Annotated in this window: 20 protein-coding genes; 6 read left to right on the top strand and 14 right to left on the bottom strand. The window is 70.1% G+C overall.

Annotated features, from left to right (window positions below):
- Positions 1-70 precede the first annotated feature (70 nt).
- Positions 71-1,255, top strand: coding sequence for an outer membrane protein assembly factor BamB family protein (locus FB390_RS15080; protein WP_141809512.1), 1,185 nt, complete (start codon positions 71-73; stop codon positions 1,253-1,255).
- Positions 1,256-1,384: 129 nt separating this feature from the next.
- Complete coding sequence (locus tag FB390_RS15075) at positions 1,385-1,753, top strand: VOC family protein (RefSeq protein ID WP_141809511.1); 369 nt, start codon at positions 1,385-1,387, stop codon at positions 1,751-1,753.
- Positions 1,754-1,829: 76 nt separating this feature from the next.
- On the opposite strand, the gene trmD is transcribed toward FB390_RS15075, so the two are convergent.
- The 12 genes from trmD to ftsY all read right to left on the bottom strand — a co-directional run bounded on the left by trmD (position 1,830) and on the right by ftsY (position 14,227).
- A complete protein-coding gene (gene trmD / locus FB390_RS15070; RefSeq protein ID WP_141809510.1) occupies positions 1,830-2,513 on the bottom strand; it encodes a tRNA (guanosine(37)-N1)-methyltransferase TrmD in 684 nt (227 codons plus the stop codon).
- Positions 2,514-2,574: 61 nt separating this feature from the next.
- The gene (rimM, locus tag FB390_RS15065; protein WP_141809509.1) at positions 2,575-3,099 is read right to left on the bottom strand and encodes a ribosome maturation factor RimM; all 525 of its coding nucleotides are present in this window, start codon (positions 3,097-3,099) and stop codon (positions 2,575-2,577) included.
- The gene (locus FB390_RS15060; RefSeq protein WP_067782143.1) at positions 3,100-3,342 is read right to left on the bottom strand and encodes an RNA-binding protein; all 243 of its coding nucleotides are present in this window, start codon (positions 3,340-3,342) and stop codon (positions 3,100-3,102) included.
- Complete coding sequence (rpsP, locus tag FB390_RS15055; RefSeq protein WP_067782140.1) at positions 3,342-3,773, bottom strand: 30S ribosomal protein S16; 432 nt, start codon at positions 3,771-3,773, stop codon at positions 3,342-3,344. Before rpsP ends, FB390_RS15060 begins: the two co-directional genes overlap by 1 nt.
- Before the next feature lie 221 nt (positions 3,774-3,994).
- On the bottom strand, positions 3,995-4,549 hold the full coding sequence (locus FB390_RS15050) for a dihydrofolate reductase family protein (protein WP_141809508.1): 555 nt from the start codon (positions 4,547-4,549) through the stop codon (positions 3,995-3,997).
- Positions 4,550-4,651: 102 nt separating this feature from the next.
- Positions 4,652-5,746 carry an amidohydrolase family protein gene (locus FB390_RS15045; RefSeq protein WP_141809507.1) on the bottom strand — a complete coding sequence of 365 codons (1,095 nt, stop codon included), beginning with the start codon at positions 5,744-5,746 and terminating at the stop codon, positions 4,652-4,654.
- Positions 5,747-5,892: 146 nt separating this feature from the next.
- Positions 5,893-7,461: a signal recognition particle protein gene (gene ffh, locus FB390_RS15040; RefSeq protein ID WP_141809506.1), complete on the bottom strand. Its 1,569-nt coding sequence runs from the start codon at positions 7,459-7,461 to the stop codon at positions 5,893-5,895.
- 102 nt (positions 7,462-7,563) lie between these two features.
- The gene (locus FB390_RS15035) at positions 7,564-7,851 is read right to left on the bottom strand and encodes a hypothetical protein (RefSeq protein ID WP_372508152.1); all 288 of its coding nucleotides are present in this window, start codon (positions 7,849-7,851) and stop codon (positions 7,564-7,566) included.
- Between the two features lie 159 nt (positions 7,852-8,010).
- Positions 8,011-10,461 carry a [protein-PII] uridylyltransferase gene (locus FB390_RS15030; protein ID WP_246124031.1) on the bottom strand — a complete coding sequence of 817 codons (2,451 nt, stop codon included), beginning with the start codon at positions 10,459-10,461 and terminating at the stop codon, positions 8,011-8,013.
- Between the two features lie 86 nt (positions 10,462-10,547).
- Positions 10,548-10,886, bottom strand: coding sequence for a P-II family nitrogen regulator (locus tag FB390_RS15025; RefSeq protein ID WP_040868325.1), 339 nt, complete (start codon positions 10,884-10,886; stop codon positions 10,548-10,550).
- A 4-nt stretch (positions 10,887-10,890) separates the two neighbouring features.
- Complete coding sequence (locus tag FB390_RS15020) at positions 10,891-12,189, bottom strand: ammonium transporter (protein ID WP_185757244.1); 1,299 nt, start codon at positions 12,187-12,189, stop codon at positions 10,891-10,893.
- A gap of 439 nt (positions 12,190-12,628) precedes the next feature.
- Positions 12,629-14,227, bottom strand: coding sequence for a signal recognition particle-docking protein FtsY (gene ftsY / locus FB390_RS15015; protein WP_141809504.1), 1,599 nt, complete (start codon positions 14,225-14,227; stop codon positions 12,629-12,631).
- Between the two features lie 316 nt (positions 14,228-14,543).
- Between ftsY and FB390_RS15010 the strand changes: the two genes are divergently transcribed.
- Entirely contained in the window at positions 14,544-14,933 is a 390-nt protein-coding gene (locus tag FB390_RS15010; protein ID WP_019048221.1) for a DUF2237 family protein, read from the top strand.
- A gap of 193 nt (positions 14,934-15,126) precedes the next feature.
- On the opposite strand, the gene FB390_RS15005 is transcribed toward FB390_RS15010, so the two are convergent.
- Positions 15,127-15,909 carry a TetR/AcrR family transcriptional regulator gene (locus tag FB390_RS15005; RefSeq protein WP_246124030.1) on the bottom strand — a complete coding sequence of 261 codons (783 nt, stop codon included), beginning with the start codon at positions 15,907-15,909 and terminating at the stop codon, positions 15,127-15,129.
- Positions 15,910-16,018: 109 nt separating this feature from the next.
- Between FB390_RS15005 and FB390_RS15000 the strand changes: the two genes are divergently transcribed.
- From FB390_RS15000 to FB390_RS14990, 3 genes are all read left to right on the top strand, one after another.
- Positions 16,019-16,936, top strand: coding sequence for an NmrA/HSCARG family protein (locus tag FB390_RS15000; RefSeq protein WP_141809502.1), 918 nt, complete (start codon positions 16,019-16,021; stop codon positions 16,934-16,936).
- A 305-nt stretch (positions 16,937-17,241) separates the two neighbouring features.
- Complete coding sequence (locus FB390_RS14995; protein ID WP_185757036.1) at positions 17,242-18,117, top strand: MBL fold metallo-hydrolase; 876 nt, start codon at positions 17,242-17,244, stop codon at positions 18,115-18,117.
- 128 nt (positions 18,118-18,245) lie between these two features.
- Entirely contained in the window at positions 18,246-19,226 is a 981-nt protein-coding gene (locus FB390_RS14990; protein WP_141809501.1) for an Acg family FMN-binding oxidoreductase, read from the top strand.
- Positions 19,227-19,251: 25 nt separating this feature from the next.
- Here FB390_RS14990 and smc read toward each other — a convergent pair whose 3' ends face one another.
- On the bottom strand, positions 19,252-22,866 hold the full coding sequence (gene smc, locus FB390_RS14985) for a chromosome segregation protein SMC (RefSeq protein WP_141809500.1): 3,615 nt from the start codon (positions 22,864-22,866) through the stop codon (positions 19,252-19,254).
- Positions 22,867-23,315: the final 449 nt, after the last annotated feature.

Below are 23,315 nucleotides of genomic sequence, written 5' to 3'. Positions count from 1 at the left end.
CTCATCCACCACGGACCGTCGGTGCGCGGCGTGCCATGATCATGGGGTTGCTTTCGGGGAGGAGCCGCGGATGAGTGATCGACGACGTTCGAGTGTGGTGGCGCGAGTACTCGTCGCGATCGCACTGACGGCCGGACTGACGTCCTGCGATCCCGAGACGCCCCCGGCGATCGCACCATCGGACGCCCCGATTCTCGACCTGGAGGGCATCGTCCGGCTCGAGATCGGCCCGTACGAGGAAATCGCGGTCACCCAGTCGGGGATCTACGCGATCATCGGTGACGCGGTGGTCGGCATCGATCCGCGCACCGGTGACCGGCGCTGGACCCTGCGCCGACCTGGTACGCGACCGGACGCCAAGCGTACGAAGACGGTGCCCTTCCGCGATGTCCTGCTGGTGGGTTGGCAGGACGTACCCGGCCTGGTCGCCTACGACGCGGAGTCCGGCGAGGAGCTGTGGTCCACCTCGGCGGAGGAATGGTACGAAGGCGATGCTGTCGACGATCGGTTCGTCTTCCACAACCCGCGGACCAGGGCGCTCCGGTGGGCGGTGGACGCCGCCGCCCTCGGATGCGCGGTCCCGCTACCGAAGGACTTCCTGACACTGCTGTGGATCCGCGATGTCGTGATCTTCCGGTGCGGAACCCGGACTGAACCGGACGGCACCCCGATCGACCAGATCGTCGGCACCTTGTCTCCGGAAACGGGCGCCGTCCTCTGGCAGCGGCGACTGGCCGGCCGCGACACGCTGGCGCTGGAGACGACCAGCACGGCCTCGATCCTGTCGGGCGCGGAGCGCGAGATCGTGGACCTCCGCACCGGTGAGCCGATCGCCCGGCGCGGCGACGACAAAGGGCGCTATCGCCTGCCACGCCCGGACCGCTCCGCGCTCGTGATGGACAGCACCACGCTCGCCGACAACACCGCGATGCGGCTGGAAGAGCTGGACGGCACGGTGCGCTGGACCACCGCACTCGAGCGCGACGAGGAAGTCATCCCCTACTCGGCTACCAGTAGCAACGTCACGCTGGCCTCCATGCGCAAACGTCTCGACCACTATTCCGAGATCTCGCTGCTCGCCTACGATCTGCGCACCGGCGAACGCACCCTGGTCGCGGGCCCGAAAAGCAGTGTGCGTGGCGAGACGCCGATTCTGACCATGGCACTGGATCATTCGGAACCGCCGAGCGTGGCGCCCTGGGGGCTGATGGTCCCCGGGGCGAACGGCAGCATCGCTGTCATACCGGCTCGATAGCGAACTACCCCGCGCCTCTTCGATCTTCGGCGTGCCCGGGTCAATTCGCCCGGCCGCCAAGGGATTGCGGCGGGCATTGGAGGGCTCCCGGGTCGGGGCGGCGATGTGGCCCGCCCTACACTCCCTTGCGTGACAGAGCCTTTCCGTATCGCGGGATTGTCCCTGGACTGCGCCGACCCCGATGCGCTCGCGCGGTTCTACCTCGATCTGCTCGGCGGGCACACGCTGTGGAGCAAGGAGCGCAGCGCGGCGATCCGCATCCCGTCCGGTCTAGCGGTCATCGCGCAGCGGATCGCGGACTACAAGCCGCCGGTGTGGCCCGGCAGCTCGATCGTGCACTTGGATTTGGCGGCCGACGACGACCTGGACGCGTGCGAGCAACGCGCGCTCGCATTGGGTGCGGTGCCCGCGCCGACCCAGCCTGGCGACCGTTGGCGGGTCCTGCTGGATCCGGCCGGGCATCCGTTCTGCATCACGACGGCACAGTTGCCCGACTGAACGACACCTTCGATCATCCGGTCGGCCGGCAACCCGGAGGACGTTGGCGTCCTTGGGAATTCGGCCGCCGGATCGCTCACTCCGGCGGCAGCAGGTCCGGGCGGCGTTCGCGGGTGCGGGCCAGCGACTGTTCGCGGCGCCAGGCGGCGACTTTCGCGTGGTCGCCGGAGAGCAGGATCGGCGGCACGTCGAGGCCGCGCCAGCTGACGGGACGGGTATAGCTCGGGCCTTCGAGCAGGCCGTCGGAGAACGAATCCTCTTGATGGGACTGCTGATTCCCGAGCACGCCGGGCAGCAGCCGCACGACCGCCTCGGTCATCACCAGCACCGCGGCCTCGCCGCCGATGAGAACGTAGTCGCCGATGCTGACCTCTTCGACGCGCACCCGCCGCGCGGCGTCGTCGAACACGCGCTGATCGATGCCCTCGTAGCGCCCGCAGGCGAAGACCAAGTGCTGTTCGGTGGCCCAGCGCTGCGCGGTGGCCTGGGTGAACGGGACGCCCGCCGGGGTGGGCACCACCAGCAGTGCGTCGTCCGGGCACACCTCGTCCAGCGCGTCGCCCCACACGGTCGGCTTCATGACCATGCCCGGCCCGCCGCCGTACGGCGAATCGTCGACCGACTTGTGCACGTCGTGCGTCCAGCGCCGCAGGTCGTGCACCTCGACGGAGATCAATCCCTTGTCGATGGCCTTGCCGAGCAGCGCCGTGCGCAGCGGCTCCAGATACTCCGGAAAGATCGTGATGACGTCGAGCCTCATCCCAGCCCCTTCGTTCCACCGGGATTCCCGCGCCCGGTCGCGGCGGCGCGCGTCGTGCTCATCACTCGGGATCGAGCAGGCCCTCGGGCGGATCGATGACCACCAGCCCGTCGGCCAGCGACACCGTGGGCACGATCGCCGTGACGAACGGGATCAGGATCTCCCTGCCGTCGTCGGCGGCGCGCACCGAAAGCAGTTCTCCCGCCGCCGAATGCAGCACCTCGGTGACCGTGCCGACGACCGAGCCGTCGGTGAGCTGGACGGTCAGCCCCTCCAGCTCGTGGTCGTAGAACTCGTCCGGATCGTCCGAGGGCGGCAGATCTTCGCTGTCCACGACGAACAGCGTGCCGCGCAGCGCGTCGGCGGCGGTGCGGTCGGCGATCCCGGCGAGAAACACGAGGAGCCGGCCCGAGTGCTCGCGGGCCGACTCCACGGTGAAGTCGCGAACCTCCGACGAGCGCGGCAGGCGACCACGCAGGGTGGCGCCCACCGCGAAACGCTCTTCGGGTTCGTCGGTGCGGACCTCGACGACGAGCTCGCCGCGCACACCGTGCGACTTGGCGACCCGCCCTACGACGAGTTCCATCTACTGATCGGTGTCGACCACGTCGACCCGGATGCCCCGGCCGCCGATGCCCGCGACGAGGGTGCGCAGCGCGGTCGCGGTGCGTCCGCCACGGCCGATCACCTTGCCCAGGTCCTCGGGGTGGACGTGCACCTCGACGGTGCGCCCGCGGCGGCCGGTGATCAGCTCGACGCGGACGTCATCGGGATTGGCGACGATGCCGCGCACCAAGTGCTCGACAGCATCGGCCACGACAGCACTCATTACTCGGCAGCCTCGGTCGCGGCCTCGCCCTCGGCCTCTTCCTTCTTGGCCTTCTTCTTCGGGGTGACGGCCTCGGCGACCGGCTCGTTCTCGGCGGCGGCCAGCGCGGCGTTGAACAGGTCCAGCTTGGACGGCTTGGCCGGCTTCACCTTCAGCGTGCCCTCGGCGCCCGGCAGGCCCTTGAACTTCTGCCAGTCACCGGTGATCTCCAGGAGGCGCTGCACCGGCTCGGTCGGCTGCGCGCCGACGCCCAGCCAGTACTGCACGCGCTCCGAGTCGATCTCGATCAGCGACGGCTCTTCCTTCGGGTGGTACTTGCCGATGGACTCGATGGCCCGGCCGTCACGACGGGTGCGGGCGTCCGCGACGACGACGCGGTACTGCGGGTTGCGGATCTTGCCCATGCGGGTGAGCTTGATGCGAACAGCCATGCTGATCTGCCTCTTTCAGGTAGTTGGTCACGGCGCGATTCAGCGACCCGCACGGTCTGCGAGCCCGGTTTCGCGCTTGAAGTGTGTGACCGCCGCGCGGTACGTAACCGGAGACGGGCTGACACTGTCCGGAAGGACGGTGGTCCATTCTGCCAGACCCGTGCGCTCCGCCCGAAATCGCCTCGCGACCTCGATCACCAGGGGCTCGGCGACCGCGTCGATCAGGCGGGGCGATAGCGCAGCAGCACCACACCGGAACGGAACGGCTTGCTCTCGATGAGGCGCAGCGCCGGAATCCGCGCGCCCTCGGCGAACAGCCGCGCGCCGCGGCCGAGCACGACCGGGTAGACGAACAATCGGTACTCGTCGACCAGCCCGGCCTCGATGAGCTGGTGCGCCAGCGCGATGCTTCCAGTGCAGACGATGTCCTTGCCCGGCCGCTCCTTCAGTGCGCGCACCTCGTCCAGGCCGCGCAGCACCGTCGAGTTCTGCCATCCCGGATCGTCCATCGAGCGCGACACCACGTATTTCGCCATCTGGTTCAGGTCGTCGGTGATGCCGGTCCGGTCGTCGGTTTGCTGCGGCCAGTAACCGCGCATGTCCTCGAAGGTGACGCGCCCGAACAGCACCGCGTCGCAGGCGGCGGTGTGTGCCATGAGTTCGGCGAGGATGTCGGACTGATCGTCCACCGCGTCGTTGCCGACCGTGAACCACCCCTCCGTCGCATCGATCACCCCGTCGAGCGTGATGTTCTCCGTCACCACCAGATCTCGCATCGGCTGTCCTCCCTCGTTCGAAACGCCGTCCCCAGTACCGACGGGCCGAGGACGCCGGATTCATCGGAGTCGGCGTCGCCGCCCGCCCGGACACAATCGCTGTCAGCGGTGACCGGTGACCGGATCGGCGGCGCGGTGGACGCGGCCGCGCAGGACGACGAATTCCGGAGCGCTGAGGGTTGCCGGTGCGACGCGGGGATCTTCCCGGTAGACGACGAGGTCGGCGGGCGCGCCGTGCTCGATGCCGGGCCGATCGAGCCAGCCGCGCGCGTTCCAGGAGGCGGCGCCGAGCGCGTCGTGCGCGGACAGGCCCGCGCCGGTCAGCGCGATGATCTCGTCGGCGATGCGGCCGTGCCGGATGGAGCCGCCCGCGTCGGTGCCGGTGTAGATGGGCACGCCCGCGTCGTGCGCGGCGGCGACCGTCTGGCGCACGCGGCGGTGCAGGTCGCGCATGTGGGCGGCGTAGACGGGGAATTTGCCCGCACCGTCGGCGATGGACGGGAAGGTGTCGATGTTGATCATCGTCGGGACCAGTGCGGTGCCGTGCTCGACCATCATCTCGATGGTCTCGTCGGTGAGGCCGGTGCCGTGTTCGATGCAGTCGATGCCCGCGTTGATCAGCCCGGGCAGCGCGTCCTCGCCGAACACGTGTGCGGTCACCCTGGCGCCGTTGGCGTGCGCGGCGTCGATGGCCTCTTTCAGAATGGCGTCGCTCCACAGCGGACGCAGGTCGCCGACGGAGCGGTCGATCCAGTCGCCGACGATCTTCACCCAGCCGTCCCCGAAACGCGCCTGCTCGGCCACGATCTCCGGGAGGTCGCGCTCGTCGTCGAGTTCGATGCCGAGCTCGCGGATGTAGCGCTTGGGCCGCGCGATGTGCCGGCCCGCGCGGATGATCTTCGGTAGTTCCTCGTGCTCGTCGACGAAGCGCGTATCGATCGGCGAACCGGCGTCGCGCAGCAGCAGCGCGCCCGCGTCGCGCTCGGTCACCGCTTGGGCGATCGCGCCTTCACGGGTCTCGTTGCCGCCGCCGTAGCGGATGCCGACGTGGCAGTGCGCGTCCACCAGCCCCGGCACGATCCACCCTGCGGCGCATAGGGTTTCGGCGCCCGGCACTGGCTCGAAGGACACCAGCCCGTCGCGCACCCAGAGGTCGCGCACCTCGTCGTCCGGTAGAACCACGCCGCGTAGATGCACGGCAACCTCCTGGATGTCCTCGGCTGCCCCTCAACGTACCTGGCCGCGACCGCACTCACCGACCGCTCCGCAGCCGCACTTGGGCGGCCGCGGCAGCTCACCGTCGGGACGGTGCGCCCCAGCGGCACTTCACGGTCGTGTCCCGCCTACTTCTTCGGGAACTTGAGCTTGGAAAGGTCGAAACCGTCGAGCCCGGGCGGCAATTCGTTGAGACCCGCGGGCATGTTCGACAGGTCCGGCATTCCGGCGGGCATTTGGGGCATCCCCGGCATGCCCATGCCGGGCAGACCGCCGCGCACCTTCGGCGGCGTCGGCCCGCGACCGCCCTTCTTGCCCTTCTTACCCTTCTTGCCGCCACCGCGGCGCGAGCCCGGCAGACCCATCTGACGGCCCATCATGGCCATCATCTTCTTGGCCTCGAAGAAGCGGTCGACGAGCTGGTTGACCTCGGAGACCGACACGCCGGAGCCGTTGGCGATGCGCAGGCGGCGGGAGGCGTTGATGATCTTGGGGTTGTCCCGCTCGGCGGGCGTCATGCCGCGGATGATGGCCTGCACCCGGTCCAGCTGCTTGTCGTCGACCTGGGCGAGCACGTCCTTCATCTGGCCCGCGCCGGGCAGCATGCCGAGCAGGTTGCCGATCGGGCCCATCTTGCGGATGGCCAGCATCTGCTCGAGGAAGTCCTCGAGGGTGAGCTCGCCGCTGCCGATCTTGCGCGCGGCCTCCTCGGCCTGCTGCGCGTCGTAGACCTGCTCGGCCTGCTCGATGAGGGTGAGCACATCGCCCATGCCGAGAATGCGGCTGGCCATGCGATCCGGGTGGAAGACGTCGAAGTCCTCCAGCTTCTCGCCGCTGGAGGCGAACATGATCGGCTCGCCCGTGACGTTGCGGACCGAGAGGGCCGCGCCACCGCGCGCGTCGCCGTCGAGCTTGGTGAGCACGACGCCGGTGAAGCCGACGCCGTCGCGGAAGGCCTCGGCCGTGTTGACGGCGTCCTGACCGATCATGGCGTCGAGCACGAACAGCGTCTCGTCCGGCTGCACCGCGTCGCGGATGCCGGCGGCCTGGCGCATCAGTTCCTCGTCGATGCCGAGGCGACCGGCGGTGTCGACGATGACCACGTCGTACTGCTTGGCGCGCGCTTCGGCGACACCGGCGCGCGCGACCTCGATGGGGTCGGCGGCGGAGATGCCGAGCGGGTTGTCGCCACCGCCGATCGAGGTGCCGGGATGCGGGGCGAACACCGGCGCGCCCGCGCGCTCGCCGACCACCTGGAGCTGGGTGACCGCGCCGGGGCGCTGGAGGTCACAGGCCACAAGCAGCGGCTGGTGGCCCTGACCCTTCAGCCACTTGGCGAGCTTGCCCGCCAGGGTGGTCTTACCGGAGCCCTGTAGACCGGCGAGCATGATCACCGTCGGCGGGGTCTTGGCAAGGTTCAGCCGCCTGGTCTCGCCGCCGAGGATGCCGATCAGTTCCTCGTTGACGATCTTGACGACCTGCTGGGCCGGATTCAGCGCCGCGGAGACCTCCGCGCCCTTGGCGCGCTCCTTGATCCTGGCGATGAAACCGCGCACCACGGGCAGCGCGACGTCGGCCTCGAGCAGGGCCAGGCGGATCTCGCGGCACGTGGCGTCGATGTCGGCCGGTGACAGACGCCCCTTACCACGCAGATCCTTGAGGGCACCGGTAAGCCGGTCGGACAGGGATTCGAACACCGATCGCGCTCCTGATCTCGAGTGACGTCAACTTCCTCCCAGCGTAATGGGATCGCCCGCGTGTTCGCGCAGGCGGTGCGTCCTTCGAGCGGAGCGCGAGAGTTATTCGAGCGCGCGGCGGCGTGGTTTGGAAGTCTTGCGGTAATCGTGGTTCTCCAGCCGGACCATGTACGCGGCCTCCCGGCCGGTCAGTCCTAGCTCGAGCGCCAGATCGTCGAGCATCGCCCAGTCCGCGCCCTCGGGCGCGTCGGGCGTGGTGGAAACCGTCGAGGCGATCGTCATCGCGGTCACTGCCTGCTGCGCGGTCAACGTACGGCCAGGCAACCAGGAAACGACCCACCGATCTCCGCCGACACACCGCGCCATATGCGTGGTTTCGTCGCTCGTCATCATCGAAGCCGAAACAACCTCAATTGCCACCGACCTGCTCCCCTCGTGCTCGCGATAGCCAGACGCTCTGATAGTAGGGGTCACCCGTCCCCGCGGAGAGAAGTTCCAGCAAATCGCGCGCAACGCCGGGGTTCGCACCGCGGCGCGGGTCGTCCGAGCTCAGGAAACGGACGAATCGGCGTCCTCGGTGTTCTTCGGCGCGGGGCGCGGCACCACGTCGAGCACCGCCTTCTCGATGGCGTCGCGGCGCTGCGGCCCGTCCTCGGCGCCGAGCTCCAGGCAGAACGAGTCGACCACGGCCGAACCCATGGTCACCACCTTCGCCCAGCGCACGTCCGCGCCGCAGCCCGCGAACGCGGCGGCCAACCGGCTGAGCAGCCCGACACGGTCCTCGGCGCGCAGTTCGAGGATCACCTGACCGGGCGTCGAGGTAGACGACCAGATCAGCCGCGGCTGGGCCTGGGCGTAAGGACTCGGGCCCGCACCGGTCGCTTCGCGTTCGCGCTTGGCGAGCAGCGCGGGCAGATCGAGATCCCCGGCGATCGCCCTGATCAGCTCCTGGCGCAGCAGTCCGGCGTCCGGCGGGTCGCCGAACTTCGGCGAGACGACGAAGGTGTTGACGGCCGAGGAGCCCTCGCCGCCGAGCGCCGCGGAGAGCACCCGCAGCGAATGCAGCGCGAGCACGCCCGCGGCGTCCGAGAGCAGGCCTGGCGCGTCCGGCGCGATCACCGTGACCACATAGGTGTACTTGCCCTCGCCCGGCTCGAGGTCGACGTGCACGCCGCCCGCCGCGGCCTTGGCCAGCAGGTCCGGCGCGATGGGTTCGGGCGTCGGCAGTTCGTAACCCGCCATCACCGTGCGGCAACGCCGCACCAGGTCGCCGATGAGCGAGGCCTTCCAGTCGCCCCAGACGCCGGGGCCGGTGGCCAGCGAATCGGCCTCGGCCAGCGTGTGCAGCAGTTCCAGCAGCTGCGTGTCGCCGTCGAGCGCGTCGACGACGAACCGCACCGTGTCGGCGTCCGCGATGTCGCGGCGGGTCGCGGTGTCCGGGAGCAGCAGGTGGTGGCGCACCACGGCGCTCAGCGTCCGCACATCGGAGGGCCACAGCCCGAGCCTGCGGCCGATGTGGGTGGCCAGCTCGGCGCCGACGAGGCTGTGGTCGCCCGCGCGGCCCTTGCCGATGTCGTGCAGCAGCGCGCCGAGCAGGAGCAGGTCCGGGCGAGCGACGCGGGTGCTGAGCGCGCTCGCGTAGGCCACCGTCTCCATCAGATGACGGTCGACGGTCCAGGTGTGCAGGGCGTCGCGCGGCGGCAGATCCCGCACCGCGCCCCACTCCGGGAGCAGCCTGCCCCACAACCCGGTGCGATCGAGCGCCTCGATCGCGTCGATGACGCCGCGGCCGGCGCCGAGCAGCACGAGCAGATCGTTGAGCGCGTCCTTGGGCCACGGCTCCCGGAGTTCGGGCGCGTCCTCGGACAGACGGTTCAGCGTGGTGGCCGACATCGGCAGCCCGGTCTGCGCCGACGCCGCCGCCACCCGCAGGATCAGCCCGGGATCGCGCTGCGGCCGCGCGTCCCTGGCCAGCACGACCTCGCCCGCGTGTTCGACCACCCCCTCATCGAGTGGTCGTCGCACGGGCATCCGGCGCAGCCGGGCCAGACCGCGGCGCGGCAGCGCGTTGGCGGCGGTGCGCAGTCCGACGTCGACGGAGTAGCTGACCGTCCGCGCCGAATCGCTGAGTGTGCGCGCCAGATCGAACCGATCGCCGATCCGCAGCGCCGCGCCGATCTCGTCGGCATCCTGCGCGCGCAGCTGATCGCGGGACCGTCCTGCGACCCGATGCAGCTCCGTGCGAACATCCAGCAAACGCCGCTGTGCCTGTTTCACGCCGCCGCCGGGCACCTCGGGACCGAGCCCCGGCATGGCGTCGGTCAGCTGGGCGACGGCCAGCGCGTCGAGCAGCTGGATATCGCGCAGCCCGCCGCGCCCGTTCTTCAGATCGGGCTCGGCGCGGTGCGCGATCTCGCCGCTGCGCTGCCAGCGGGCGTGGGCCTGGGCGATCAAGTCGTCGAACCGGTTTCGGATACCGGTGCGCCACTCGCGGCGCACGCCGCCGATCAGCAGGTTGCTCAATTCGACGTCGCCCACGATGTGCCGCGCCTCGAGCATGCCGAGTGCCGCGATCAGATCGTCGTTGGCGACCCGCAGCGCTTGGGGAACGGTCCGCACGCTGTGGTCGAGTTTGATGTGGGCGTCCCAGAGCGGGTACCAGAGCTGGTCGGCGACCTCGGCCACCCGGGCCGGGTCCACGTCGTCGTGCAAAAGCACCAGATCGAGATCCGAGTACGGCAGCATCTCCCTGCGCCCGAGCCCGCCGACCGCCACCACCGCGAGGCCGCTGTCGGCGGTGATGCCCAGTTCGGCGCCCTTGCTGGTGAGCCACAGATCGAAGAGGTCGACCAGCGCCGACCGGAGGGACTCGGCGTCCAACCGCGGGTTGCGCGGTACGCCGCCGTCGAGCAGCTGGTCGCGCGCCGCTACCAGATCGGCGGCCCCGTTGGAGATTCGCTCGCCGTTGCCGCGCTTGCCGTTTCCGCTACTGCTACCCACAACCCACCGCCCATTCACTGCGTGCGGCCCCGCCCCGACCGGGCTCTCCGGTGGGAGCGGGGCCGCCGCTCGTTCAGCTTCGCTCTTTACAGCGCGTCGGTACCGCGTTCGCCGGTCCGCACGCGGATGATCGACTCCACCGGGGTCACCCAGACCTTGCCGTCACCGATCTTGCCGGTGCGGGAGGCCTCGACGATCACCTCGACGACCTTGTCGACCGACGCGTCGTCCACGACGACCTCGACCCGCACCTTCGGCACGAAGTCGACCGAGTACTCGGCGCCGCGGTAGACCTCGGTGTGGCCCTTCTGCCGCCCGTAACCCTGCACCTCGCTGACGGTCATGCCCAGCACGCCCGCCTGTTCCAGCCCGGACTTCACGTCCTCGAGCGTGAACGGTTTGACGATTGCGGTGATCAGTTTCATGTCGTCATGCCTCCTTGACGAGCGAGCGTGCCGTGCCACCCACAGCAGCGAAATCGTATGCGGTTTCCGCGTGCTCGGACTCGTCCAGGCCCACCGACTCGCCCTCGTCCGTAGCGCGCAGACCGATCGTGAACTTCACGATGTAAGCGATCACCGCGGTCGCGACCAGGGAGAACGCAAGCACGGTGAACGCACCGACAGCCTGCAGCTTCAACTGCTCGATCCCACCACCGTAGAACAAGCCTTCGACAGCCGCCGGAGCTTCGGGCGCGGCGACAAGGCCGACCATCAGGGTGCCGACGAGACCGCCGACCAGGTGCACGCCGACCACGTCGAGCGAGTCGTCGAAGCCGAACTTGAACTTCAGGCCGACGGCGAGGGCGCACAGCGCACCCGCGACGATGCCGATGGCCAGCGCGCCGACGACGTTCACCGAGGAACAGGCCGGGGTGATCGCGACGAGACCGGCGACGATGCCCGAGGCGGCGCCCAGCGAGGTGGGGTGGCCGTCACGGATCTTCTCCACCAGGAGCCAGGCCAGCATGGCGGCGGCGGTGGCGATGGTGGTGGTCAGGAAGGTCGCGCCCGCGATGCCGTTGGAGCCGACGGCCGAACCGGCGTTGAAGCCGTACCAGCCGAACCACAGCAGACCGGCGCCGAGCATCACGAACGGCAGGTTGTGCGGACGGAACGGCGTCTGCGGCCAGCCCTTGCGCTTGCCGAGGATCAGGGCGAGCACCAGACCGGCGGCGCCGGCGTTGATGTGGACCGCGGTGCCACCGGCGAAGTCGATGGCCTTGAGGTTGTTGGCGATCCAGCCGCCCTCTTCACCGGTGTAGCCGTCGAAGGCGAAGACCCAGTGCGCGACCGGGAAGTACACCACGGTGACCCAGATACCGGCGAACAGCAGCCAGGAGCCGAACTTGAGGCGGTCGGCGACCGCGCCCGAGATGAGTGCGACGGTGATGATCGCGAACATCAGCTGGAACGCGACGAACACCGACAGCGGGATGGTTCCGTTCAACGGAATCGCGGCCGGGGCCGCCGGATCGGTGGAGGCAAGGTAGCTACCGCCGAAAACGCTCTTCAGACCGAAATACTGCCCCGGGTCGCCGATGAGGTTCGCCTTGTCCTCACCGAAGGTCATGGAGAAGCCGTACAGCGCCCACAGGATGGTTACCAGTCCCATGGCGCTGATGCTCATCATGATCATGTTCAGCACGTTCTTGCTACGGACCATGCCGCCGTAGAAGAACGCGAGTCCGGGTGTCATCAAAAGCACGAGTGCTGAACTCGCCAGCATCCATGCGGTGTCACCGGCGTCCGGCGCGCCGATTACGGGAAATGCCACCTTGAAGTCCTCCTCATCTCGGGCCCAGCCGCCTTCGGCAAATGGACCTGCACAGAAGGGTCGCCATTCGGTGTTTCATCCGTTGAGCTGTCGTGTTTCGCCTGAGTGAACGGATGGCGCGGTTGTGTTGCTTCCACGTTTCGTGATGTGCACCATGCGTTTGCGGGCCGCCGTGAGCTTTGTTTCGGCGCACCGCAATGACAGGTTACCGATGAGTAGTACCGCAAACTTTCCGTTCACCGAGCGGCGCGAAAGAAGTCTCGAGGGCGCGAGCGGAAGACTCGGGAGAAAGAACGCCGAGACGGCCGCGGAGCGAGATCTTCGCTATCGATGCGCAAACGCGGAACGGCCGAGCGGGGTGGTCCGCTCGGCCGTCGACCGATTCCTCGGCTCAGCCGAGCAGCGCGTCCACGAAGGCGCCGGGCTCGAACGGCGCCAGATCGTCCGCGCCCTCGCCGAGACCGACCAGTTTCACCGGGACACCCAGCTCGTGCTGCACCTGGAAGACGATGCCACCCTTGGCGGTGCCGTCCAGCTTGGTGAGCACCACGCCGCTGATGTCGACGACCTCGGCGAACACCCGCGCCTGCATCAGGCCGTTCTGCCCGACGGTGGCGTCGAGCACCAGCAGGACCTCGTCGACCTCGGCCTTCTTCTCCACGACGCGCTTGACCTTGCCCAGCTCGTCCATCAGGCCGGTCTTGGTGTGCAGGCGGCCCGCGGTGTCCACGAGCACCGCGTCGACGCCGCGCTCGATGCCCGCGCTGACCGCGTCGAACGCGACCGAGGCCGGGTCGGCGCCCTCCTTGCCGCGCACCGTCTCCGCACCGACCCGCTCGCCCCAGGTCTGCAGCTGGTCGGCGGCCGCGGCGCGGAAGGTGTCGGCCGCGCCGAGCAGCACGCGGCGGCCGTCGGCGACCAGGACCCTGGCCAGCTTGCCGGTGGTTGTCGTCTTTCCCGTGCCGTTGACGCCGACGACCAGCAGGATCGACGGATGGTCCGCGTGCGGCAGCGCGCGGATGGAACGGTCCAGTTCCGGCCGCAGCGCCTCGACGAGCACGTCGCGCAGGACGGCGCGGGCCTGGTCGGTGGTGCGCACGCTGCGCGCGGCCAGTTCCTCGCGCAAGCGGGCGACGACGGCGGTGGTGCTCGCGGTGCCGAGATCGGCGAGGACCAGCGTGTCCTCGATCTCCTCCCAGGAGTCCTCGTCCAGGTCGCCGCCGCCGAGCAGGCCGAGCAGGCTCTTGCCGACGGCGTTCTGCGAGCGAGACAGGCGACCGCGGAGACGGACCAGGCGGCCCGCGGTGGGTTCGATCTCCTCGAGCGCGGGGGCGGTCTCGGCGGCGGCCGCGGTGTCGGGCACCGCGGGTTCCACCGTCGTGTCGGGCTCGGTGAGTGCCGTGCCGGGCTGGTCGATCCGCGGCTCGGCCGTCGGGGCGACCGAGGGCTGCTCGACCGGGGCCTGTTCGGTCGGCTGCGTGTCGATCGGGGTTTGGGTGTCCCCAGGGGCCTCTGTGTCACCAGGGGCTTGTGTGTCGACGGGCGACCCGGTGTCGGCCGGGGCCTGGGTATCGGGAGCGATCTCCGTCGCCGCGGGAGCCTCTGTCGCCTCCGCCTGTTCGGGTTCGACCGGCGCGGTGGTCGGCCCCTCGGGCTGGGTGAGAACGTCGCCGTCCGGCAGCGGCACGTTGGTGATACCGCGCCGCGGCGCGTCGCGCGGGATGGCCGCGTCGTCGCCGACGTGCGGCTGCCCTTCGGTATCGGTTCGTTCCAGGGTCGGTTCCGGGCGTGTCGCGGTGGCCGCGCCGCCCTGGCTGAAGGTGAACCCGCCCGCCGCCGTGTAACCGCCCGACCGGTCGGTCAGCTCCTTGTCCGGCTTCGGCGCCGCGATCGAGACGCGGCGGCGCTTGTACAAGACGAATCCGGCGACGAACGCCACCAGGAGCAGGGCGGCGACCGCGGCTATCAGAATCCAGGCTTCGGAACTCACGCCGACCATCCTTGCAGAACTTCACATCGCCGCTGGACAGGGCCGCTCCGCCACAGGTGCGACCCGCCGACGCGCGGGCAGCGGTTCGCACACCTCGTCGACGTTTCGTGGCGGCCGCGCCTCCGGCGAAGCATCGAGATCGACCGCGCAGAGTGCGCCCGAATGCGAGCCTCGCGACCGGGCGTCCCGTCGTCCGCCGCGCGCGGCCGGAGGGAGGCAAAAGCGCACATAGCACGCCACGCGCGGGGCCGAGACACAGCCCCCGAGATTTCTTGTCCTGCGGAACTTCTCGCGAACTGACAATAGGATCGGCGACGTGACCGATCGAAACGTGCTTGGGGGGCCGCTGGAAGAGTGCGGCACCGATCCTCTGACCGGTTTCTACCGGGACGGCTGCTGCAGCACAGGGCCGGAGGATCTGGGCAGCCACACCGTGTGCACCGTCGTCACGGCCGAGTTCCTCGAACATCAGGCGTCCATCGGCAACGACCTGAGTACACCGCGCCCGGAGAACAACTTTCCCGGACTGCAACCGGGCGACCGGTGGTGCGTGGTCGCGGTGCGCTGGCTGCACGCCCACGAGGACGGCGTCGCCGCGCCCGTCGTGCTCGCGGCCACCCATGAGAACGCACTGGAAGTGATCTCCATGGACATCCTGCGCAAGTACGCCGTCGACGTCCCCGACGATGTGAGCGACCTGCTGTAGCCCGCTCGAATCATCCGCCAGTCCCGTTCCCGCCCTCGGCACCCGCGTCGGCCAGGGCTCACCCGGTCGCCCGCGTGGCCGACCAGTTCCCGAACCGGGCGGACCGGTGATCGGCGCGGTGCGCCCGGGGTCCCTATAAGAACAGCACTCGAAACCAACAGATCGACTTCGGCCGGAAGCGATGGCCGGCCCTTCAGCCGGTCGCGCGGACGGCGGCGCGGGAACGGTGCGCCTTCTGCCGACAGGCCGCCGAGCAATAGCGGCGCGGGCGTCCGGCCCCTGGCTCCGCCAGTGCCGTCCCGCACACCGGGCAGCACGGACCCTCCGTTTCGTTACGGACAGCAGTTTCGTCACGCAATTCCGGGGCGGGACGAAATTTCGTTACGTCCGCAGCGCTCGGCGTGGCGCGCAGCGCGTCGAGCAGGATGACGACCGCGGGCGCGAGCTCGGCACCGGCGGGCCGATTACGTTGGATGGCAACGCTTCCGGTGAAGACGTCGAGCACATCGGCCACCGTGATGTCGGCGCGGACGGCACCATGCCGCTGCGCCGCGAGCAGCAGCGCCTCGAGCGCGCGATGGAAACGCTCACCCGCACTGCGCATCAGCGTGCGCGGCCAGCCGTCGTCGGACTGCACGATCTCGCACAGCGCCTGGTTGCGCGGGGTGGACGACACCACCTCCGCGCACACCGCGAAGAACGCCGCGCCGGGATCTCGCGCACCGAGCCGATCGGCGGCGAGCCGGGCCAGTCGATCGACACGCTGTTGCATGACCGCTTCCAGCAGATCGGTTTTCGTCGGGAAGTGCCGGTAGACCGTGCCCGCGCCGACGCCCGCGCGGCGCGCGACCTCGGCGAGTGTCACCGCGACGCCGCGTTCGGCGAAGGCCCGCTGCGCGGCGGCCAGCACGAGCGCGCGGTTGCGTTGCGCGTCGGCGCGCGCCGCGAGGGTCGAGGGGCCGATCGAGACCGCCATTTCGTTACGTACCTTCCGTCGATCGCCTGGCGAAGCGGGTCGAACCACCCGTAACGTCCGGAAGCGGGTCGACTGACCCGATTCTATCGAGAACACAGAAAAGGCGAGCATGTCCTCTCAGCACGACCCGATTCTCGTCACCGGCGGCACCGGGAAGCAGGGCGGCGCCACCGCCCGGCGACTCCTCGCCGATGGCATTCCGGTGCGCGCCCTGGTGCGCGATCCCGACGCACCGGCCGCACGGACGCTGGCCGAGTCGGGCGCCGAACTGGTGATCGGCGATTTCGACGAGCCCGACACCCTGGTCGCGGCTGCCACCGGTGCGCGCGGCGTATTCGCCGTTCCCCCAGCGACTTACCAGGCCGAGGGGTGGGACGGCGACCTGGAAGGCCGGCGCGGTGTCGCACTGATCGATGCGGCGCGCACCGCCGGAGTCGACCACGTCGTCTTCACCGGCGTCGCCACCATGGGCGACGCCACCAAGTGGGGTGTGCACGGCAAAACGCGCATCGAGGAAGCCGTCGCCGCGAGCGGTCTGCGCTACACCGTGCTGCGCCCGGTGCGGTTCATGGAGAACTACCTGCTCCAAGGTTCTCCGGTGGACGGCATCGCCGACGGCGTGCACCGCCACCTGTTCCCCGCCGACCGACCGTTGCAGATGATCGCGGTCGCCGATATCGCGGTCTTCGCCGCGCTCGCTTTCGCCGACCCGGACCGCTTCCACGGCCAGTTCCTCGAATTGGCCGGCGACGCAATCACTCCCGTCGATGCCGCGGCGGCGATCGCCCAGGCCATCGGCCGTCCGGTGCGCTATCAAGAGGTGAGCGAGGCCGAAGCGGACGCGATCGGGCCGGAGATCGGCAATGTCTGGCGGGTGACCAGGGAGACCGGCGGCTGGCACGCCGACATTCCCGCGCTGCGTGAACTGCACCCCGGGCTGCAGACCCTCGGGACCTGGCTCGGGTCCGGCGGAGCCGATCGGATCCTTTCGCTGATCGACGCCCGGAAGGCGGGCGCGGCAAGCTGATTCGACGGCATCATCCATCGACCGAACGCCGCCTCACCGGACCCCGGCGGAGGCGGCGCTTCGCGTACCACCTGCGGATCCTCGGGCGCGCCAGCGGTCTCGGCCTGAGCCACAACGGGTTCCGCGTGGACCATGGTGATCCAGCCCACGTCCGGGCCGTGCCGTTGCGCTGACCCGAGATTCGCGCAACCGATGCGAGACATGTTCTACGGCATATCGTTTCGATCGACCGTTCGCGGCGACACGACTCCGGAACATCGCTAGAGTCATAGCACCTCCACACCGCCAGTGAAAGCCGAGACGCGATGACCACCACCGTCGCCGAGCGTTTGATCAACCCCGCCCCGATTCGCACCGTGCACGTCGGTCCGCTCCGGGTCACCTACCTGCCCGATGGTCTGACCACCATGAACGCGCGCGCTTGGCTGCCCACCGCGCCCGACGGATTCTGGAGCAGGCACAGCGAGTACCTCGACGCGGACGCCTTCGTCGGCAGCGTCGGCGGACTGCTGATCGAGTACCGGGAGCGGGCGATGCTGATAGACGCCGGTTTCGGCCCCCTCACGTTCCGGACGGGAGTCGGCATCCTGCGCGGCGGCGGGTTACTGGACAGCCTCGCCCAGGTCGGCCGCGATCCCGCCGAGATCGAGACGGTCGCCCTCACCCACCTGCACGCCGACCATTTCGGCTGGCTATGGCAGGCGGCGCCGGGTGCGAGCAGGACGCCCTTCGCGCACGCGCAAGTGCTGGTCTCGGAAGCCGAGTGGCACCATCGCGCGCTGGCCGCCGCCGCGGGCACCACCGCCGAGATGCTGGACGTGTTCGCCCATCAGGTCCGCACCGTCGCTGACGGCGACGAGATCTTTCCGGGCGTGCGGGTGCGGGCGCTGCCCGGCCACACGGTCGGCCACACCGGGTTCGTCATCGGCTTCGTCGGACAGCGACTCATCGCGTTCGGCGACGCGCTGCACTCGTCGCTGCAGATCGCCCACCCGGAACTGTCGGCCGTGGTCGATCACGACCCGATGGGTTCGGCGGACGTGCGGCACGGCCTGGTCGCGGAGCTCACCGCGCCAGGCACATTGGGCTACGGCTGCCATTTCGCCGATGTCCAATTCGGCAGCGCCATCCCGGCCACCGCCGGGCTCATGTGGCAACCGCATCGGTTCGCCGCGCCATAGCGATGTGACATATCTCCTGAAGAAATTTTCTTCTGGGTTTCGGCTGTTTCAGACTGCGAGGATTGATTCAGGCCGGAAATAATCGCGGCGCACGGTCGCCGCCGACCCCGGAAGGATGACCCGAATTCATGACCGATCGGCAACCCACCGCAGAGGTCTTCGAAAACGCCGTGGCGATGGCGGTGCGCGCACCGTCGGTGCACAACACCCAACCGTGGCGGTGGCGATTGGGCGAACGGTCCGTCGACCTGTTCGCCGATTCCGAGAGGCGGCTTCCGTCGACCGACCCGACCGGCCGGGCGCTGCTGCTCAGCTGTGGCGCGGCGCTGCACCACCTGCGGGTAGCGCTCGCTGTGCACGGCTGGTCCGCCGAAGTGGACTACCTGCCGAACCCGGTCGACCACGATCACCTGGCCCGCGTCACGGTGAGCGCCGACAGCCCGTCCCGCGACGACATCGACCTCGGCGCCGCCATCCTGCACCGTCAATCCGATCGCAGGCGCTACTGCGACCGCCGGGTTCCCTACGGCAGGCTGCGCCAGGTCGCCGGGCGCGCGGTGCCGTTCGGCGCCGTGGCGCGGGTGGTCCCGCCACCGATGCGCACGCCGCTCGGCCGCGTGACGCGCGCCGCGGCGGGCAGGCACGCCCAGGATCACGCCTACCTCGCGGAACTCGCCGAGTGGAGCGGCAGGCACGGCACCGCGGACGGCGTTCCCGCCGCCAACACCCCGCGCCCGCGCCTCGACGACGACGTCCCGCAGCGCACCTTTCTCGAGCCCGAACTGGCCGACACCCAGTTCGAGAACGACGGCTCCGAATGGCTGGTGGTCGGCACCGCCGCGGACGACCACCGCTCCGCACTGCGCGCGGGCGAGGCAGCAAGCGCGTTGCTGCTCACCGCCACCAGCCTCGGCATGGCCAGCTGCCTGCAGACCGAGCCGCTCGGCATGGCCGAATTGCGCTCCGCCATCCGCGCCGACGTGCTGCAGGACTGCGCCCACCCGCAGGCGATGGTCCGCGTCGGCTTCATGCCGGCCAGCGTCGCCCCGCTCCCGTTCACCCCGCGCCGCCCGGTCGACGAGGTGATCGAAGCCGGGATCTCGGCTTGATTCGAACCGCGCGGCCGGAGCGGAGTTACGCCGATGCGGGCGCGAGGTTCTCCCCGCGGAGTCGCTGCGAGATGACCTGGGTGATGCCGTCGCCGCGCATACTCACGCCGTAGAGCGCGTCGGCGATCTCCATGGTCGGCTTCTGGTGCGTGATCACGATCAGCTGGCTCTTCTCCCGCAGCTGCTCGAACAGCCCGATCAGCCTGCGCAGGTTGGTGTCGTCCAGCGCGGCCTCGACCTCGTCCATGACATAGAACGGCGAGGGGCGGGCGCGGAAGATGGCCACCAGCAGCGCGACCGCGGTCAGCGACTTCTCGCCGCCGGACAGCAGCGAAAGGCGCTTGACCTTCTTGCCCGGCGGGCGGGCCTCCACCTCGATGCCGGTGGTGAGCATGTCGGACGGGTCGGTGAGCAGCAGCCTGCCCTCGCCGCCGGGGAAGAGCTTGGCGAACACCTGGACGAACTCGCGCTCGACGTCGGCGTACGCCTCGGTGAAGACCTGCAGGATGCGCGCGTCCACCTCGGCGACCACGTCGAGCAGGTCCTTGCGCGCGTTCTTGACGTCCTCGAGCTGCGTGGACAGGAAGTTGTAGCGCTCCTCGAGCGCCGCGAACTCCTCCAGCGCCAGCGGGTTGACCTTGCCGAGCGTGGCCAGGTCCTTCTCGGCGCGTTTGGCGCGGCGCTCCTGACTGGCCCGGTCGTAGGGCATCGGCTGCGGTGCGCTGACCTGTTCGCCGCGCTCCTTCGCCTGCTCGTACTCCGCCATTTCCAGCGGTGAAGGCGGCAGCGGCACGTCGGGGCCGTACTCCGCGATCAGGTCGTTCAGCGCGATGCCGAACTGTTCGGCGATGGTCGCCTCCAGCTGCTCGATCCGCAGCGCGGCCTGCGCCTTGGCCACCTCGTCGCGGTGCACCGCGTCGGTGAGCTGGGCCAGCTGCGTGCTCAGCGCGCGCACCCGCTCCTTGACCTGCTCGACCTGCGCCGCGCATTCGGTGCGGCGGCGAACGAGGTCGTCGCGGCGGGCGCCGGCCTCGGCCACCACCTTCTCCAGCTCCGCGGCCACCCGCGCGCCCGACTCCGCGACGGCGGCGGCCACCGCGGCGGCCTGGCGGCGCGCGGCCTGGGCGCGTTCGGCGCGGGCCCGCGCCTCGCGTTCGGCGCGGGCCGCGCGGCGCAGCGAATCCGCCTTGCCGCGAACCGATTCCGCGCGTTCCTCGGCGGTGCGCACGGCGAGCCTGGCCTCGACCTCCATGGAGCGGGCCTCGGCCAAGGCGGCCGCCGCCTCCTCGCGGTCGCGGCCCGCGGTCTCGGTGCCCGCGGCGCCGATGCCGTCGGCGTCGAGCTCCGATTGTTCGAGTTCGGCGTGCCGCAGCCGGTCCTCGAGTTCGGCGAGCGAGGCGAGCGCCTCCTCCCGCGCGGATTCCGCGTCGGTGCGCTGGGCGGCGAGCCGGTCGCTGTCGGCCTGGGCGGCGCGGGCGGCTTGACCGAGCCTGCCGAGTCGGTCGTAGATGGCCATCAACGCCTGATCGGATTCGTGCAGCGCGAGCAGCGCGTGATCCACGGACTCCCTGCGATCGGCCTGTTCGGCCAGCGCGCCGGAGAGCGCCGCCTCCAACTCCTCCGCGTGCCGCTGCGCGGCGATCAGTTCGGTCTTGGCGGCGTCGATGTCGGCCTGGATCTCCAGCTGACTCGGGGCGCGATCGGATCCGCCGAGCAGCCAGCCGGTGCCGGTGAGATCGCCGTCGCGGGTGACCACCCGCAGCTCGGGGCGGGCCGCGACGAGCTCGGTCGCGGCCGCGAGATCGTCGACCACCGCGATGCCCGCGGTCAGCGCGCCGATGGCCGCACGCACGGACTCCGGGCATTCGACCACGTCGACCAGCCAGCGGGCCGAACCGGGCAGCGGGCCGCCGGTCGCGCGAGCCGCGTCGGCCGCGCCGAAGACCAGGGCGGCCCGGCCGCCGTCGGCCTCCTTGAGCGCACGCACCGCCGCTTGCGCGGAATCCTCGGTCGCCGCGGCCACCGCGTCGGCGAGCGGGCCGAGCGCCGCGGCGACGGCCGCCTCGAATCCGGTGTGCACTCGCAGCAATTCCGACAGCGAGCCGAGCAGTCCGTCGGCGCGGTTCTCCAGCAGCCAGGCGGCGCCGTCGCGGCGGGCGAGACCCATGCCGAGCGCCTCGATGCGCGCGGACAGCGAGGCCACCCGCTTGCTCGCGTCCCGATCCTGTTCGCGCAGTTCGGTGACGCGCTGATCGGCAAGTTCCAGCGCCTGCACGGCGTGCTCGTGCTGGGCGTCCAGCCCCTCCTCGCCCGCGTCGAGTTCACCGAGTTCGTCCTGCACGCTGTCGAATTCGGCCTGCGCGGCCTCGCCGCGGTGCCTGGCCTCGGCGATCGCCACCGAGAGGCGGGCGATCTCCGCGTCCACCGACTGGGCCCTCGTGCGCAACGTGTCGACCTTGCCGGAGAGCCGGGCCAGCCCCTCGCGCCGATCCGCGATGGCGCGGACCGCGGCCAGGTGCGCCTGCTCGGCGGCCTTCGCCGCGTACTCGCGCTCGGCCAGCTGCTCCCTGGCGGCCTCCAAGGTCTCCACCGCGATCTCGACGGCCTCGCGCAGCTCGGCCTCCTCGGCTTCGACGCGGTCGGCCTCCGCCTCGAGCTGGTCGGGGTCGCGTCCGGTACCGACGGGCGACTCGGTATGGAGATGACGGGCACGGTCGCCCGCGATCCGGATGGTCGCGTTGACCCGCTCGGCCAGGGCCGAGAGCTGGAACCAGATCTGCGCCGCGGCCTCCGCGCTCGGCGTGAGCTTGGACAGCTGGAATTCCTGCTGGGCCAGCGCGGCGTTCGCGGCGTCCAGCTCGCTCTGCACGGTGATCTGCTGTTCGCGAGCGTAGGCCTCTTTGCTCTGCTGGCTCTCCAGTTCGCCGCGGCGCGTCACCAGGTCGTCGGCCGCGAGTCGCAGGCGCGCGTCGCGCAGGTCGGCCTGCACCGTCTGCGCGCGCCGCGCCACCTCGGCCTGCCTGCCGAGCGGTTTGAGCTGGCGGCGCAGTTCGGTGGTGAGGTCGGTCAGGCGCGCGAGGTTGGCCTGCATCGCCTCCAGCTTGCGGACCGCCTTCTCCTTGCGCTTGCGGTGTTTCAGCACGCCCGCGGCCTCTTCGACGAAGGCGCGGCGGTCCTCTGGCCGCGATTCCAGGATCGCGGAGAGCTGGCCCTGCCCGACGATGACGTGCATCTCCCTGCCGATGCCGGAGTCGCTCAGCAGTTCCTGCACGTCCATCAACCGGCAGGAGCTGCCGTTGATCTCGTACTCGCCCGCGCCGTCGCGGAACATGCGCCGGGTGATCGACACCTCGGCGTAGTCGATGGGCAGCGCACCGTCGGAGTTGTCGATGGTCAGCGTGACTTCGGCGCGGCCGAGCGGGGCGCGTCCCGCCGTGCCCGCGAAGATGACGTCCTGCATCTTGCCGCCGCGCAACGCCTTGGCACCCTGCTCGCCCATCACCCAGGTGAGCGCGTCGACGACGTTGGACTTGCCGGAACCGTTCGGGCCGACCACACAGGTGATACCGGGTTCGAAGCGCAGCGTCGTCGCGGACGCGAAGGACTTGAAGCCCTTCAACGTCAGACTCTTCAGGTGCAAATTCGACGACCTTTCCGTGCGCGGTGGTCGGACACATCCCCGCGGGGCGACCAGCCATGGTATCCGCCTGCCGCGGCATCGCTCGTCGGCGGGCGGCGCACCACGTCGCGGGGTGGGTTCGGCGCGACCGGTGGGCTCCAGATTAACGAGTCGGCCCGTGAGGTCGCGCGATTCGATGTGCTCGGGATTTGCCACAGGCGCGTCGACAACCCATCGCTGCTGGTCGCCGAGACGTGTTCGGCGGGCATATCGGCCGCACCGCACCGCCTTCGGCCGAGTACGGGGCCGCTTCGGTGATCGGGCGCCGCGCGCTAGCTGCCGTCCGCGAGTAATCGACCGGCATCCACCAGCCGCTCGAACCGTCGGGCCGCCGAGCGCCTATGGTCTCCCGCCGGAGGCCTACTGGCCTTACGATCCTGTCTGATTCGGCAGCGGCGATGTCTTTTTTC

Origin of the sequence: Nocardia bhagyanarayanae (genome assembly GCF_006716565.1) — a bacterium.
In the GTDB taxonomy this organism is placed as follows: Bacteria; Actinomycetota; Actinomycetes; order Mycobacteriales; family Mycobacteriaceae; genus Nocardia; species Nocardia bhagyanarayanae.
The sequence above is the reverse complement of the archived record's forward strand: the minus strand, read 5'-3'. Positions and strand labels throughout refer to the sequence as shown.